The sequence below is a fragment of the Rhodanobacter sp. UC4452_H20 genome (assembly GCF_052978205.1).
In genome coordinates, this window is record NZ_CM129662.1 from 2609334 (window position 1) to 2624211 (window position 14878).

At 69.5% G+C, this 14878-nt stretch carries 14 protein-coding genes, 1 pseudogene and 1 riboswitch; of the genes and pseudogenes, 9 read left to right on the forward strand and 6 right to left on the reverse strand.

Translation table 11 applies throughout. The annotated features are described in order from the left end of the window. The first annotated feature begins 35 nt into the window (after positions 1 to 35). Positions 36 to 1322, forward strand: coding sequence for an NAD(P)/FAD-dependent oxidoreductase (locus ACVCMC_RS12320; RefSeq protein ID WP_447097486.1), 1287 nt, complete (start codon positions 36 to 38; stop codon positions 1320 to 1322). 125 nt (positions 1323 to 1447) lie between these two features. On the opposite strand, the gene rpoH is transcribed toward ACVCMC_RS12320, so the two are convergent. Then, the gene (gene rpoH, locus ACVCMC_RS12325) at positions 1448 to 2308 is read right to left on the reverse strand and encodes an RNA polymerase sigma factor RpoH (RefSeq protein ID WP_447097487.1); all 861 of its coding nucleotides are present in this window, start codon (positions 2306 to 2308) and stop codon (positions 1448 to 1450) included. Between the two features lie 268 nt (positions 2309 to 2576). Then, a riboswitch (TPP riboswitch) is annotated at positions 2577 to 2677 on the forward strand. A gap of 69 nt (positions 2678 to 2746) precedes the next feature. On the opposite strand from rpoH, the gene thiC reads away from it, so the two are divergent. The 7 genes from thiC to thiD are packed head-to-tail and all read left to right on the forward strand — an operon-like array spanning position 2747 to position 8951. After that, the gene (gene thiC / locus ACVCMC_RS12330; protein WP_447097488.1) at positions 2747 to 4585 is read left to right on the forward strand and encodes a phosphomethylpyrimidine synthase ThiC; all 1839 of its coding nucleotides are present in this window, start codon (positions 2747 to 2749) and stop codon (positions 4583 to 4585) included. A 5-nt stretch (positions 4586 to 4590) separates the two neighbouring features. Beyond that, positions 4591 to 5577, forward strand: a complete 987-nt coding sequence (locus ACVCMC_RS12335) for an FAD-dependent oxidoreductase (RefSeq protein ID WP_447097489.1) — start codon at positions 4591 to 4593, stop codon at positions 5575 to 5577. Continuing rightward, entirely contained in the window at positions 5562 to 5759 is a 198-nt protein-coding gene (thiS, locus tag ACVCMC_RS12340; RefSeq protein ID WP_447097490.1) for a sulfur carrier protein ThiS, read from the forward strand. The genes ACVCMC_RS12335 and thiS overlap by 16 nt, the downstream gene beginning before the upstream one ends. A 3-nt stretch (positions 5760 to 5762) precedes the next feature. Next, positions 5763 to 6533 (forward strand): thiazole synthase, encoded by a 771-nt coding sequence (locus ACVCMC_RS12345; protein WP_395121044.1) that lies wholly within the window; start codon positions 5763 to 5765, stop codon positions 6531 to 6533. Next, a complete protein-coding gene (locus tag ACVCMC_RS12350; protein ID WP_447097491.1) occupies positions 6530 to 7138 on the forward strand; it encodes a thiamine phosphate synthase in 609 nt (202 codons plus the stop codon). Before ACVCMC_RS12345 ends, ACVCMC_RS12350 begins: the two co-directional genes overlap by 4 nt. Beyond that, positions 7135 to 8121 carry a ThiF family adenylyltransferase gene (locus ACVCMC_RS12355; protein ID WP_447097492.1) on the forward strand — a complete coding sequence of 329 codons (987 nt, stop codon included), beginning with the start codon at positions 7135 to 7137 and terminating at the stop codon, positions 8119 to 8121. Before ACVCMC_RS12350 ends, ACVCMC_RS12355 begins: the two co-directional genes overlap by 4 nt. Further along, positions 8118 to 8951 (forward strand): bifunctional hydroxymethylpyrimidine kinase/phosphomethylpyrimidine kinase, encoded by an 834-nt coding sequence (gene thiD, locus ACVCMC_RS12360; protein WP_447097493.1) that lies wholly within the window; start codon positions 8118 to 8120, stop codon positions 8949 to 8951. The genes ACVCMC_RS12355 and thiD overlap by 4 nt, the downstream gene beginning before the upstream one ends. Here the strand turns inward: thiD and ung are convergent. The 5 genes and pseudogenes from ung to ACVCMC_RS12385 all read right to left on the reverse strand — a co-directional run bounded on the left by ung (position 8897) and on the right by ACVCMC_RS12385 (position 14063). Further along, on the reverse strand, positions 8897 to 9604 hold the full coding sequence (gene ung, locus ACVCMC_RS12365; protein WP_395121040.1) for a uracil-DNA glycosylase: 708 nt from the start codon (positions 9602 to 9604) through the stop codon (positions 8897 to 8899). The two genes, thiD and ung, sit on opposite strands and share 55 nt — an antisense overlap. Next, positions 9601 to 10452, reverse strand: coding sequence for a response regulator (locus ACVCMC_RS12370; RefSeq protein WP_395121039.1), 852 nt, complete (start codon positions 10450 to 10452; stop codon positions 9601 to 9603). Before ACVCMC_RS12370 ends, ung begins: the two co-directional genes overlap by 4 nt. Before the next feature lie 115 nt (positions 10453 to 10567). Beyond that, a complete protein-coding gene (gene ftsX / locus ACVCMC_RS12375) occupies positions 10568 to 11548 on the reverse strand; it encodes a permease-like cell division protein FtsX (protein WP_447097494.1) in 981 nt (326 codons plus the stop codon). Then, entirely contained in the window at positions 11545 to 12222 is a 678-nt protein-coding gene (gene ftsE / locus ACVCMC_RS12380; RefSeq protein ID WP_136258070.1) for a cell division ATP-binding protein FtsE, read from the reverse strand. The genes ftsX and ftsE overlap by 4 nt, the downstream gene beginning before the upstream one ends. A gap of 199 nt (positions 12223 to 12421) precedes the next feature. Beyond that, positions 12422 to 14063, reverse strand: a pseudogene (locus ACVCMC_RS12385) (DEAD/DEAH box helicase). A 383-nt stretch (positions 14064 to 14446) separates the two neighbouring features. On the opposite strand from ACVCMC_RS12385, the gene trxA reads away from it, so the two are divergent. Next, positions 14447 to 14773 carry a thioredoxin TrxA gene (trxA, locus tag ACVCMC_RS12390; protein ID WP_008438536.1) on the forward strand — a complete coding sequence of 109 codons (327 nt, stop codon included), beginning with the start codon at positions 14447 to 14449 and terminating at the stop codon, positions 14771 to 14773. The last annotated feature ends 105 nt before the right edge of the window (positions 14774 to 14878 follow it).

Genomic DNA, 14878 nt, shown 5'->3' on the forward strand with positions numbered 1-14878 from the left:
CGCGGCGTGCACGGCACGGCGCGCATGCTGCAGCAATGAGCGATCCACGTGTTGCCGATGCGGGCAAGCCCCGCATCCTGATTCTCGGCGGAGGCTTCGGCGGGTTGAGCGCGGCGCGACGGCTGGCAGGCGCAGACGCGCAGATCACGCTCATCGATCGCCGCAACCACCATCTGTTCCAGCCCCTGCTTTACCAGGTGGCCACCGCCAGCCTTTCCGCCACCTCGATCGCCGCACCGCTGCGGCACATCCTGCGGCGGCAACGCAACCTCACCGTGCTGATGGAAGAGGTGACCGCGGTCGACCTGGCCGCCCGTCGGGTGGGCTGCGGCTCGCGCTGGCTCGACTACGACTGGCTGGTGATCGCCACCGGCGCCACCCACGCCTACTTCGGCCACGACGAATGGGCGCCGTTCGCGCCGGCGCTGAAGACGCTCGACGACGCGCAGTCGATTCGGCGCCGGGTGTTGCTCGCATTCGAACAGGCCGAGCGCGAAGACGATCCGGAGCGGCGCCAGGCGTGGCTGAATTTCGTCGTGGTCGGCGGCGGTTCCACCGGCGTGGAACTGGCCGGCACGCTGGGCGAGCTGGCGCGGCATACGCTGCGCGGGGAGTTCCGCCACTTCGATTCGCGCAATGCCAGCGTGCGGCTGGTGGAAGCCGGGCCGCGGCTGCTGGCCGGCTACGACCCGGTGCTGTCGGACAAGGCACGCCGCCAACTCGAACGCCTGGGCGTGGAAGTGCATACCGGTGTGCCGGTGACGATGATCGACGCCGCAGGCGTGAAGCTCGGCGAGCGCCGCCTGCCCGCGCGCACCGTGCTGTGGGCCGCGGGCGTGGCTGCCTCGACGGTGGGCGCCATGCTCGGGGTGCCGCTGGACAAGGCTGGCCGCGTGCGCGTCGACGAGGATCTCGGCGTGCCCGGCCACGCCGGGGTGTTCGTCGTCGGCGATCTCGCCAGCGTGCTCCGGCCGGATGGCTCGCCGGTCCCCGGCGTGGCGCCGGCGGCCAAGCAGATGGGCAAGTACGTGGCCGCCACGATCGCGCGGCGACTGCGCGGCGATGACCGCCCGCGGCCGCCATTCCGCTACCGCGACGCCGGCTCGCTGGCCACCATCGGCCGCATGGCGGCGGTGGCGCAGTTCGGCAAGCTGCAGATGTCCGGGCTGCCGGCGTGGATCGTCTGGCTGCTGGTGCACATCTATTTTCTGATCGGCTTCCGCAACCGCCTGGCGGTGATGCTGGACTGGGCCTGGGCCTACTGGACGCACCAGCGCCAGGCCCGCATCGTCAGCGGCACGGCGCCGCCGCACGACGAATGAGCCCATGCAAAACGGCCCGGTTTCCCGGGCCGTCGATGCCGTTGCAGGAACTCCGCGCAGCAAGGCCAACATCGCCGCTCGTTCCGGAAGTCCGCACATGGATGTGCGGGCTCTTGTGAGGGACATTACATCGCGAACAACGCGCGCATCTTCTTCATCGCGTTGGCTTCGACCTGGCGGATGCGCTCGGCCGAGACGCCGTACTCGTCGGCCAGATCCTGCAGCGTGGCCTTGTTCTCGTCGTCCAGCCAGCGACGCTGGATGATGTCGCGCGAGCGGGCGTCCAAGTGGCCCAGCGCATCGGTCAGCGTCTGCAACTGGCTGTCGGCCTGGTCTTCGTCGGCCACGTTCTCGTATGGGTCGGCGCCGTGGTCGATCAGGAACGCGGCGGGTGCCGGCTTGGCGTCGTCGTCGGCATCCACCGGCGCCTCGAAACCCACGTCCCGACCGGACAGCCGCGACTCCATCTCGCGCACGGTCGCCTCGGGCACGCCGAGATCCTTCGCCACCGTGCTCACCTCGGCGGCGTTCATCCAGCCCAGGCGCTTCTTGCTCTTGCGCAGGTTGAAGAACAGCTTGCGCTGCGCCTTGGTGGTGGCGACCTTCACGATGCGCCAGTTCTTCAGGATGAACTCGTGCATCTCGGCGCGAATCCAGTGCACCGCGAAGCTGACCAGGCGCACGCCCATGTCCGGGTCGAAACGCTTGACCGCCTTCATCAGGCCGATGTTGCCTTCCTGGATCAGGTCGGCAAGCTGCAGGCCGTAGCCGGAGTAGCCGCGCGCCACGTGCACCACGAAACGCAGGTGCGACATCACCAGCTTCTTGGCCGCGTCCAAGTTGTCCTGCTGCAGATAATCACGCGACAACGCCTGTTCCTCTTCCACGCTGAGCACCGGGATGCGATGCACTGCGGAAATGTAGGCATCCAGGCTGCCAACCACGCTGGGCAAGGGGAAGTTGGCGGTCACCAGGGCTTGGGACATGGGTGGAACCTCCTGCAAGACGTCGAAGTTTAGCACTCGGGTGATTGGAGTGCTAAGCCCGGCCTTTGGTTCCGGGCTTTTAATGAACTGCATGGTACATATATTTGCGACGACTGTCCAGCCGTCCCGGGAGTAAAGACCAGCTTGCCCGGCACGCCGTTCAAAACGTGTCATGGCACCGTGTCAGCCGCCGCACAAACCCTCCGCGCCGTGTCCGCGATCCAGCCGTGCCGGCTTGACAGCCACCAACCCGCGCCGCCATCCTCCGCCGCATTCCGAGGGGTGCCCCGCAAGGGGCTGAGATAGCGCGAGCTGACCCTTGAACCTGATCCGGGTCATGCCGGCGTAGGAACGGGAATCACCACGGGCGGCCCCAATCGGCGCGTCCGTGCGCCGTTGCAGCGTCACGCCCCGGATCTCCATCCAAGGAGGAGATCCATGAACCATCCCGCCGCTGCCACCGCACCCTCGACGGTTACCACCGGCCCGATCCGCGGCTCGCGCAAGGTCTACGTCAGCCCGCCCGGGCATCCGTCGCTGCGCGTGCCGATGCGCGAGATCGCGCTGAAGGACCCGCTGACGCCGGCGCTGCACGTCTACGATCCGTCCGGACCCTACACCGACGACGACGCACGGATCGATCTCGCCGCGGGCCTGCCGCCGGTGCGCGACGCGTGGATCGAGGCGCGCGGCTTTCCGGCCATCGAAGGACGCGCCGCCCGCCCGGAGGACAACGGTGGGGTCGGCGCGGAACGGCTGGTGGCGCCGTGTCCCGCGCAACGTACGCTGCGCATGGGCAAAGCCGGCCAGCCGGTGACCCAGCTGGAATTCGCCCGCGCCGGCATCATCACCGAGGAAATGATCTACGCCGCCCAGCGCGAGAACCTGGGGCGCGCGCAGATGCATGAAGATGCCGCCGCCCGGCTGGCCGATGGCGAGGCGTTCGGCGCAGCCCTGCCCGCCTTTGTCACGCCCGAATTCGTGCGCAGCGAAATCGCGTCGGGGCGCGCCATCATCCCGGCCAACATCAACCACGGCGAGCTGGAGCCGATGGTGATCGGGCGCAATTTCCTGGTGAAGGTCAACGCGAACATCGGCAATTCGGCGGTGTCTTCCGGCGTGGCCGAGGAGGTCGAGAAACTGGTGTGGGCGATCCGCTGGGGCGCGGACACCCTCATGGATCTGTCCACCGGCCGCAACATCCACAACATCCGCTCGTGGATCATCCGCAACTCGCCGGTGCCGATCGGCACCGTGCCGATCTACCAGGCGCTGGAAAAAGTCGGCGGCGATCCGGCCCGGCTGAACTGGGAGGTCTTCCGCGACACCCTGATCGAGCAGGCCGAGCAGGGCGTGGACTATTTCACCATCCACGCCGGCGTGCGCCTGCACCACGTGCCGCTGACCGCACGGCGGGTCACCGGCATCGTCTCGCGCGGCGGCTCGATCATGGCGCGCTGGTGCCTCAGCCACCACCGCGAGAGTTTCCTGTACGAGCACTTCGCCGAGATCTGCCAGATCATGCGCCGCTACGACGTCGCCTTCTCGCTGGGCGACGGCCTGCGCCCCGGCTCGATCGCCGACGCCAACGACGCGGCCCAGTTCGCCGAACTCGAAACCCTGGGCGAGCTGACGAAGATCGCGTGGGCGCACGGCTGCCAGGTGATGATCGAAGGGCCCGGCCATGTGCCGATGCACAAGATCAAGCTCAACATGGACAAGCAGTTGGAGCACTGCGCCGAGGCGCCGTTCTACACGCTGGGCCCGCTGACCACCGACATCGCACCGGGCTACGACCACATCACCTCGGGCATCGGCGCGGCGATGATCGGCTGGTTCGGCACCGCCATGCTCTGCTACGTCACGCCGAAGGAACATCTCGGCCTGCCGAATCGCGACGACGTCAAGACCGGCGTCATCACCTACAAGATCGCGGCGCACGCCGCCGACCTCGCCAAGGGCCACCCGGCCGCGCAGCGCCGCGACGACGCGCTGTCGCGCGCGCGCTTCGAATTCCGCTGGGAGGACCAGTTCAACCTGTCGCTCGATCCCGACACGGCGCGCGCCTACCACGACGCCACCCTGCCGAAGGAGGCGCACAAGACCGCGCATTTCTGCTCGATGTGCGGGCCGAAATTCTGCTCGATGCAGATCACCCAGGACCTGCGCCGCGAGGTGCGCGCGATGGAGGAGACCGCGCTGCGCGCCGGCATGGACGGCAAGTCGCGCGAGTTCGTCGAACGCGGCGCCACGCTCTACGTGCCGACCGGGGAGTAGGGGCCATGCGCATCGGCATTCTCGGTGCGGGCGTCGCCGGCCTGGTCACGGCGGTGGAGCTGGCCGGGCGCGGCGCCCGGGTGGAGATCATCGAGCGCGCGCCAGACCACGCCGAGGCTTGCGCGTGGGTCGCCGGCGGCATGCTGGCGCCGTGGTGCGAGCAGGCCACCGCCGAACCGCAGGTGGCGACGCTGGGCGCGCCCGCCGTCGCGTGGTGGCAGCGCCATTTCGACGGGACCGTGCAGCGCGGCACGTTGGTCGTCACGGCCACCCGCGACGCCGGCGAGCTGGCCTTGTTCGGCCGGCGTACCGAACGCTTCGAACCGATCGATGCCGAGCGCATCGGCGCGCTGGAACCGGAGCTGGCCGGGCGTTTCCGCCAGGGTCTGTTCTTCCCCGACGAAGCCCACCTCGATCCGCGTCGTGCGCTGCCCGCACTGGCCGCGCAACTGACCGCCGCGGGCGTGACGATCCGCTACGGCGTGGACGCCGATGCCGCGCGCATCGATGCGGACCGGATAGTCGATTGCCGCGGCCTTGCGGCGCGCGACACGCTGGAAGATCTGCGCGGCGTGCGCGGCGAAATGATCGTCGTGCGCTCGCCTGACATCCAGTTGTCGCGCCCGGTGCGCCTGTTGCATCCGCGTTTCGGGTTGTATGTGGTGCCGCGCGGCGACGGCGTATTCATGCTTGGCGGCACGCTGCTGGAAAGCAGCAGCCATGATCCGATGACGGTGCGTTCGGCGATGGACGTGCTCAACACCGCCTATGCGCTGCACCCGGCGTTCGCCGAGGCCGAGATCCTGGAACTGGGCGTGGGCGTGCGCCCGGCCTTCCCCGACAACCTGCCGCGCGTGCTCAGGCGCGGCCGCACCGTGTACCTCAACGGACTCTACCGCCATGGCTTCCTGCTGGCGCCCGCCATGGCGCAACAGGCCGCACGGCTGATTTTCCCCCACACCACGGAAACCCCCGCATGCACATCCGCGTGAATGGCGTCAGCCACGACCTGCAGGTGGCCCGCCTGGCACAGGCGCTCGAAGTGCTCGGCTATCGGCAGGCCGCCGTCGCCACCGCCGTGAACGGCGTGTTCGTGCCGGCAGGCGCACGCGAAGAGTTGCTTCTTGCCGATGGCGATGCGCTGGAAATCCTCGCCCCGATGCAGGGCGGCTGAGCGATGAAGCTCTACGACGTCGAACTGGCATCGCGCCTGTTGCTGGGCAGCGCACGCTACCCCTCGCCGGCGATCCTCGCCGACGCGGTGCGCGCCTCGGGTACCGAGGTGGTCACCGTGTCGCTGCGTCGCGAAGCCGGCACGCAGCGCAGCGGCCAGGACTTCTGGTCGCTGATCCGCGGCCTCGGCGTGCGCGTGCTGCCGAACACCGCCGGCTGCCACTCGGCGAAGGAGGCGGTGACCACCGCGAAGATGGCGCGCGACATCTTCCACACCGCATGGATCAAGCTGGAAGTGATCGGCGATGCCGACACGCTGCAGCCCGACGTGTTCGGCCTGGTCGAGGCCGCGGCCGAACTGGCCGCCGACGGCTTCGAGGTGTTTCCGTACACCACCGAAGACCTGGTGGTGGCTGATCGCCTGCTGCAGGCCGGCTGCCGCGTGCTGATGCCGTGGGGTGCGCCGATCGGCAGCGGCCGCGGCCTCAACAATGGGTTCGGCCTGCGTGCATTGCGCGCGCATTTCCCGGACGTGCCGCTGATCGTGGACGCCGGCATCGGCCGCCCGTCCCACGCGGTGCAGGCGATGGAACTGGGCGTCGACGGCGTGCTGCTGAACACCGCGGTGGCTCTGGCCGGCGATCCGGTGGCGATGGCCGGGGCGTTCGCCCGGGCGGTCGAGGCGGGTCGCGCCGGCTTCGAGGCGCAGCCGATGGAGCCGCGCGATCTCGCCGTGCCCTCGACGCCGGTCGCGGGCACGGCGTGGCTGGCATGAACGCGTTCCCCGCGTTCTACCCGATCGTGGACAGCGCCGACTGGGTCGGCCGACTCGCCCCGCTCGGCGTCCGGCTGCTGCAGTTGCGCATCAAGGAACGGCCGCCGGAGCTGATCCGTCGTGAAGTGCGCGCGGCGCTGGCGATCTGCCGCGCGCGACACGTGCAACTGGTGGTCAACGACCATTGGCAGATCGCGCTGGACGAAGGCGCCGACTTCATCCACCTCGGCCAGCAGGATCTGCTCGCGGCGGACCTGCCGGCGATCCGCGCGCGCGGCGTGAAGCTCGGCATCAGCACGCACGATCACGCCGAGCTGGAGCGGGCGCTGGCTCTCGCCCCGGACTACGTCGCGCTGGGCCCGATCTATCCGACCACGCTCAAGGCGATGCCGTGGGCGCCGCAGGGTTTGCCGCGCATTGGCGAGTGGAAGCGGCGGATCGGCGCGCGGCCACTGGTGGCGATCGGCGGCATCACGCTGGAACGCGCCGCCGGCTGTTTCGATGCCGGCGCGGACAGCGTCGCCATGGTCAGCGACGTGACCCGGCATCCGGACCCGACTCTCCGCGTCACGGACTGGGTCGATTTCGCCGGTGCGCGCGCATGACCGATCGCTACGCGCGCCAGATCGCCCTGCCCGACGTCGGCCCGACCGGCCAGGCCCGACTCGCGGCCGCGCGGGTGCTGGTGATCGGCGCCGGCGGTCTCGGCTGTCCCGTGTTGCACTACCTGGCCGCCGCCGGCATCGGCCGGCTGATCGTCGTCGACCCTGACCGCGTCGAAGAGAGCAACCTGCACCGGCAACCGCTCTACACGATGGCCGACATCGGCGCTCGCAAGGTGGAAGCGGCGCACGCGGCCCTGCTGCGCCTGAATCCGACCATCGCCGTGGAAGCACGGCCGCAGCGGCTGACACCAGGCAACGCAGCGGCGCTGGTCGCCACGGCCGACATCGTCGTCGATGCCGCGGACAGCCTCGCCGCCACTTACGTCTTGAGCGACGCCTGCCTGCAACAGCACACGCCGCTGATCAGCGCGTCGGCGGTCGGCCTGGCCGGCTACGTCGGCGGCTTCTGTGCCGGCGCGCCCAGCTACCGCGCGGTATTTTCCGAGATGCCCGCACGCGCGCCCAGTTGCAGCAGCGCCGGCGTGCTCGGCAGCGTCGTCGGCCTGCTTGGCAGCCTGCAGGCGCAATTCGTGCTGCAGTGGCTGCTGGGCATCGAGCCGTCGCCGCTGGGTCGACTGACGAGTTTCGACGCCGGCCGACTGGCGTTCGGCGGCTTCGACTTCCACCACGCCGGCGAACCCGCAGGCGAGGTGCTGCGCTTCATCGACGTCGACGAGGTCACGCCCCGCGACGTCGTGATCGATCTGCGCGGTCTTGACGAAGCGCCGACCTCGCCGTTGGCGAACGCCTTGCGCTTCACTCCGGAACGCCTCGCCGCGTTCACTGCCGAACACCCGCCCACCGACCGCCGGGTGGTGCTGTGCTGCCAGAGCGGTCTGCGCGCATGGCGTGCCGCGCGGCAGCTGCAATCCCGCGGCTACCGGCAGCTGGCACTGGTGACTCTTGCCGGCCTGCCATCATGACGCGCAGACGCATGCCGCCGCCGGTCAGCGTGCTCTCGATCGCCGGCTCCGACTCCTGCGGCGGCGCCGGCATCCAGGCCGACCTGAAGACCTTCGCCGCCTTCGGCGTCGACGGCGCCACCGTGGTGACCGCAGTCACCGCACAGAACGCCAACGGCATCCGCGCCATCCAGGTGATGTCCGCCGCGATGGTGCGGGCGCAACTGGAGTCCGTGTTCGAGGCGATGGATATCCGTGCCGTCAAGCTCGGCATGCTGGCGAACGCGGAGATCGTCGCGGTCGCGGCCGAGCACCTGCAATACCGGCGCTCGTCGTTCGTGGTGCTCGATCCGGTGCTGCACGCCAGTTCGGGCACCCGGCTGCTCGATGCCGAAGCGCTGGAGCTGCTGCGCGCGCGCCTGCTTCCGCAGGTCGACTGCCTCACGCCGAACCTGGCCGAAGCCGCCACGCTGCTGGGCACGTCCTGCGCCGGCAGCGAGTCGGACATGGCGGCGCAGGGCCGCGCCCTGCTCGCCCTCGGGCCGCACGCGGTGCTGATGAAGGGCGGCCATGCCGCGCTGCCGGAAGCGGTCGATCTGCTGGTTACCGGCGAAGGCACGCAGCGCTTCGCCGCGCCGTGGGTGGCTGCCCGCCGCCTGCACGGCACCGGTTGCATGCTCGCGGCCGGCATCGCGGCCAACGTCGCCCGGGGTTATCCATTGGGTGACGCCGTCTGTCGCGCGAAAGCCCACGTGCGAGCCGTGCTGGTCGGTCGACAGCACCGACCGTCTGCATCTCAACCGGCGGGAAACGAAGCCCGCGGCGGCAGCGACCAGTCGATGGGTGCTTGACCGCGGCTTTCCAGATAGCGGTTGGCTGCGGAGAAATGGCCGCAGCCGAGGAAGCCACGATGCGCCGACAGCGGCGACGGATGCACGCTCTTCAGCACGCAATGCCTGCGGGCGTCGATCAGCTGCCCCTTGCGCTGGGCGTAGCTGCCCCACAGCAGGAACACGATCCCTTCGCGCTCGCGGTTCAAGGCGTCGATTGCCGCATCGGTGAAGCCTTCCCAGCCGCGATTGGCGTGCGCGCCGGCGCGGCCCTCTTCCACCGTCAGCACGCTGTTGAGCAGCAACACGCCGCGGTCGGCCCACGGCGTGAGGCAGCCGTGGTCAGGGCGCGCAATGCCGAGATCGCGCTGGATTTCCTTGAAGATGTTTTCCAGCGACGGCGGCACCCGCACGCCGGGGCGCACCGAGAAACACAAGCCGTGCGCCTGGCCGGGGCCGTGGTACGGGTCCTGGCCCAGGATCACCACGCGCACGGCGTCGAACGGGGTGTGCGCGAACGCGGCGAAGATCTCCGGCCCGGGCGGATAGATGCGCTTGCCGGCCTCTTTCTCCTCGCGCAGGAAGGCAGCCAGCGCCTGCATGTCCGGCCGCTGCAGGTAATCGCCGATGCGCGCCTTCCAGGACGGCTCCAGCCTGACCGGATGCCCGCTCATGCGTCCTTGTCGGCCCGCTCGCGCTCGCGCAGGTGGCGCGCCACGCGCAGCTGGAACAGCAACTTGGTGATCAGCAATTTTTCCTCGACCGGTTTCTCGACCAGGTCGTTGGCGCCGGCGCGGATCAGCGCGGTCTGGTTGGCCGGGTTCTCGTCGCCGGTCATCACCAGCACCGGCAGGCGGCCCTTGCCGTAGCCGAACACGGTGCGGATGTGTTCGAGCAAGTCGCCGCCGGTCAGCTCGCCCTTCAGGCTGACATCGGTCAGCACCACGTCGGCGCCGATCCAGCCCAGCGCGCGGTCGGTTTCCAGCAGGGCGATCGCATCCTCCACGCTGACCACGTGGCGCACGGTCAAGCCGATCTTCTCCAGCATGCGGCGGGTGGCCAGCGCCACCACCCGGCTGTCTTCCACGTACAACACGCTGCCCTCGGCGCTGACCTGCGGGCTGACGTAGCCGCGGATGAATTCGGCCAGTGCCTGGAAACCCAGCGCCTTGTCGAAATAGTCGGTGACGTGCTCGCCCAGCGAGCGGCGGTGCAGGCGCGCGTCCACGTCGCCGGACACCACCACGATCGGCACGTAGGCCTGCGCGCCGGATTCGCGCACGAACTTCGCCAGTTCCAGCCCGTCCATGTCCGGCAGGCGCAGCGCGATGGTGACGAAGTCGAAGGCGCCCTCGCCGAGCACCTGCTGCGCCTCGGCGCCGGTGTCGCAACCGACCACCTCCACGCCCGGCAGCTCCTCGTTCAGCACGCGCCCGATCAACTTGCGCACCACGCGCGACCCGTCGACCACCAGCACGCGCGGTGCCTCGGTCAGCAGACGACCGCTGATGTTTGTACTCATGCCTCACTCACCCGACTGATCCGCGATCCGTGCCGAAGAGCGCACCCCGATCCGTCGATGATGCCCGAAGCAGGGCGTCGCAGGCTGCGATTCACGTCACCGCCGCGCCGCGCCATCACGCCACCGTGCGCAGTTGCCAGGCGCTGACCAGGCGTGCGCCGAGCCAGCCCAGCAACGCGGCCGCCACGGGCACGGCCAGCAGCAGCCAGGCCGGCAACCCGCCCACCTGCAACTGGCCATCGTACGCCGCGCTCAGTCGTGCGACCGGCCGCGCCAGCACCAGCTCGATCGCCACCGCCAGCGCGGCGGCGAGGATGCCGCTGAACAGGCCGTACCAGATCCCCGCATACAGATAAGGCCGGCGCACGAACGCCTTGCCGGCGCCGACCAGCAGCAGCACGCCGATCTCCTCGCTGCGACTGGCGATATCCACCCGCACCGTGTTGCCCACCACCAGCAGCGCCGCCAGCGCGAGCAGCGAGGCGACGATCAGCACGATGCGATTGCCCACGCCCAGCAACGCCTCCAGTCGCTGGCGCCAGTGGCCGCTGTCCTGCACCAGCTCGACGCTGCGCATCGCGCGCACGTCGGCCACCAGTTGTTCCAGCGCCGCGGCGCTGGCACCGTCGCGCGGCTGCAGTTGCAGCACGTAGGGCAGCGGGTTGTCGCCGAGCGTCTGCAGCGCACCGGAGAAACCCTGCATCTTCGCCAGCTCGTCCATGCCCTGCTGCGGCGTCTTGATCGCCACCGACGCCACTTCGGCACGGGCGCCCAGGTCGCTGGCCAGCAGTTGCGCCTGCTGCGCGCCCTGGTCGGACTTCATGAACACGCTGATCGCCGGGTTCTGGCCCAGCGCATCGCCCAGCCGCTGCACGTTGCCCAGCAGCAGGTAGAACGCCAGCGGCAAGGCCAGCGCCAGGCCCATCACGGCGATCGTCAGCACGCTGCCCAGCGGGCGCGCGGCGAGACGGCGCAGGCTCGCCGCGGCGCTCCAGCCGTGGTGCTCGCGCCAGCTGGCGAAGCGCCGGCCGCGGCTGTGTTCGTTGCGCGCCGGTGCGTCGGCGGGCGCGGCGCGCTGCTCGGGTGCCTTGTTCACAAGACCTCCTGCGCGGCGAGGTCGGCCACCAGCCGACCGTGATCGAGCACGATCACGCGTTTCTTCATGCGCTTGATCAGCGGCAGGTCGTGGCTGGCCACCAGCACGGTGGTGCCGACCTGCTGGAACTCGGCAAACAGCGCCATGATCTCCAGCGCCAGCTGCGGGTCGAGATTGCCGGTGGGCTCGTCGGCGATCAGCAGCGCCGGTCGGGCCACGATCGCGCGGGCGATGCCCACGCGCTGCTGCTCGCCGGCAGACAGCGTGGCCGGCAGTTGCCGTTCGTAGGCGAGCAGGCCGACCTTCTCCAGCGCCGCACGAACGCGGCGGGCGCGCTCGGCGCGCGCCACCGCACCGATCACCAGCGGCAACTCCACGTTGGCGAACACCGTGCGATCCATCAGCAGCCGATGGTCCTGGAACACCATGCCGACCCGCCGGCGCCACTTCGGCACGCCGCTGGCGCGGATCTTCGACAGCTTCTTGCCGTCCATGCTGATCGAACCGTGCGACGGGCGTTCGATCAACCCGAGCAGCTTGAGCAAGGTGCTCTTGCCGGCGCCGGAGTGGCCGGTGACGAACGCCATCTCGCCGTCGGGCACCTCGAAGGACAGCTGCGACAGCGCCTCGTGGCCGCCTTCGTAGCGTTTGCTGACTTGATCGAACTGGATCACCGCCGCTCCCCGCACCTGGATGTGGTCATGCCGACCCCAAGGATAAGGGAAGCGAAGCAACCAGGTGCGGCTGCCGGCATCGCCGAATGCGTGTCGTCTGCGCGGAGCGGGCGCGGCTACTTGCCGGTGAACAGCCGGGTCAGTCGGCGGAACAGGCCGGGCTTGTCCGGACGCGCATGCTCGACCGCCTTGCCGGAGGTCACCGCCACCTGGCGCGACGGGCGGGCGTGGTGGACGGCGGCGGACGCTTCGCCCGCGGTGCGCTCGCGCGGCGGACGGCGTTCGCCGCGACCGCCGTGGTGGCCCGAAGGCGCTGCCTGCGTCGGCGTGGTCACCTCGGCGCCGGCCACCGGCGCGCCGTCGCGGCGGCGATTGCGTCCGCCGCGACGGCGACGCGGCTTGCGCGTGCCCTCGGTGTTGTCGCTGGCCGGTGCAGCCTCGGCGGCAGGCGCCGCCGCGGCGACCGCCACGGCCGGCGCTTCCGCCACGGCCGGCTTGTGTTCGCGCCGCGGCCTCGACGCGCCACGCTCACCGTCACGACCCCCGCGGCCGCTCGCACCGGTACGGCGCGGCTTCTCGCCCGGCCGCGGCGGTACCACGTCGCCGAACGCCGCGCTGTCGGCCGCCGCGTTCGCGGCGAACTCCGCGTCCACGGCATGCGGCTTGGGCATCACCAGCCAGGCAGGGTCGATCGACGCCACCGGGATGCTCTGGCCGATATAGGCCTCGATGTCCGGCAGCGACATCGCGTACAGGTCGCAGGCGAAGCTGATCGCGTCGCCCTCGGCGCCCAGCCGCGCGGTGCGGCCGATGCGGTGCACGTAATCCTCGGCCTCGTGCGGCAGGTCGTAGTTGAACACGTGGCTGACATGCGGGATGTGCAGGCCGCGCGCAGCCACGTCGGTGGCCACCAGGATGTCGAGCTGGCCCTCCTGGAAGCGCTGCAGCAACTTCTGCCGCTTCAGCTGCGGCACGTCGCCGGAGATCGCGCCGACGCGGCAGCCGTGGCGCTTGACGCGCTCGGTGACGCGCTCGGCGGCGGCCTTGGTATTGACGAAGATGATGCTGCGCGCGGGCTTGTGCTGGTCGATCAGGTTGAGCAGCAGCGGCATCTTCTCTTCCTTGGCCGGGAAGTAGACCACCTGGCGCACCTTGTCGGCGGTGACGTGGTCGCTCTCGACCACCAGCTTCTCGGCCTCGTGCATGTGCTCGTAGGCCAGCTCCAGCACGCGGTGGCTGAGCGTGGCGGAGAACAGCAGCACCTGGCGCTGCTCGCGTGGCGGCAGCCGGCGGAAGATGAAGCGCACGTCCTTGATGAAGCCGAGGTCGAACATGCGGTCGGCCTCGTCGATCACCATCACCTCGACGCTGTTGAGGCTGAACACGCCCTGCTTGTGGTAGTCGAGCATGCGGCCGGGCGTGGCGATGATGATGTCGCAGCCGTCCTTCAGCTGCTGGCGCTGCTTGTCGTAGTCGACGCCGCCGTAGATCAGCGCGGTTTTCAGGCCGGTGTGGCGGCCGATCGCCTGGGCATCCTTGTCGATCTGGATGGCCAGCTCGCGGGTCGGCGCGATGATCAGCGCGCGCGGGTCCGAATCCTTGCGGTCGGCCACGGCCGGCGTGGTGAGCAGGCGATTCATCAGCGCGACCAGGAAGGCACAGGTCTTGCCGGTACCGGTCTGCGCCTGGCCGGCGACGTCGCGGCCGGCCAGCGCCGGCGCCAGGGTCATTTCCTGGATCGGCGTGCAGCGGGTGAAACCGCTGTCGTCGAGGCCCTGCTGCAGCAGCGGATGAAGATCGAAGTTGGTGAAAAAGGTATCGGTGAGTACGGTTTGTGACATATGGGTAACTGGGAACCTTGCCTTGGGGCGGCGTAATGCGCTGCACCCGCTTTGGCGGCCGAAAACCGGCGCGAAACGGTGCAGGACGGGTGCGCGTGGCGCAGTGAAGCGTGCAATCCCGGGGGTCGGCAAGGTCGCGCCGCGGCGTGCGACGCCGGTTTTGACGGCGGCCCGAAAGCGGCCTGCAAGGGCCGCTCTTGAATCGTGCCCGGGGTTGCGCTGGAATGGACGCTGGCCGTGCCGGCCCGCCTCCCTCTCAGCTCAACCCATGCTTCATGGGCGCCCGAGTGTAGCCGATGACGCCACTCCTTGTATTGTGGCGCTGGCCACCCCATTGTTCCCTGCCTGCAGTTTTTGCGTACCCCAAGCCACGGAGATCCCCGGTGAGCGACCTGATTACCCATGTTAACGACGACGCCTTCGAACAGCAGGTGCTCAAATCCGAAACCCCCGTGCTGCTGGATTTCTGGGCCGAATGGTGCGGCCCGTGCAAGGCCATCGCGCCGATGCTGGACGAGCTGGCCCAGCAGTACGAAGGCAAGCTGCGCGTGGTCAAGGTCAACATCGACCAGAACCAGCAGACCCCGCGAGCCTATGGCGTGCGCGGCATCCCGACCCTGATGGTGTTCAAGAACGGCAAGGTCGAGGCGACCCAGATCGGCGCCGTCAGCAAGGGCCAGCTGACCCAGATGATCGACAAGGCCATCTGACTTTCCCGCAAGCCACCCGTCCGTCGCAGCCTGTCCGGCATGGTCCGGCAGGCCTGCGCCGCTTTACGCCGCCCCACGACGGGTGCTAGATTGATCTGCGTCCGT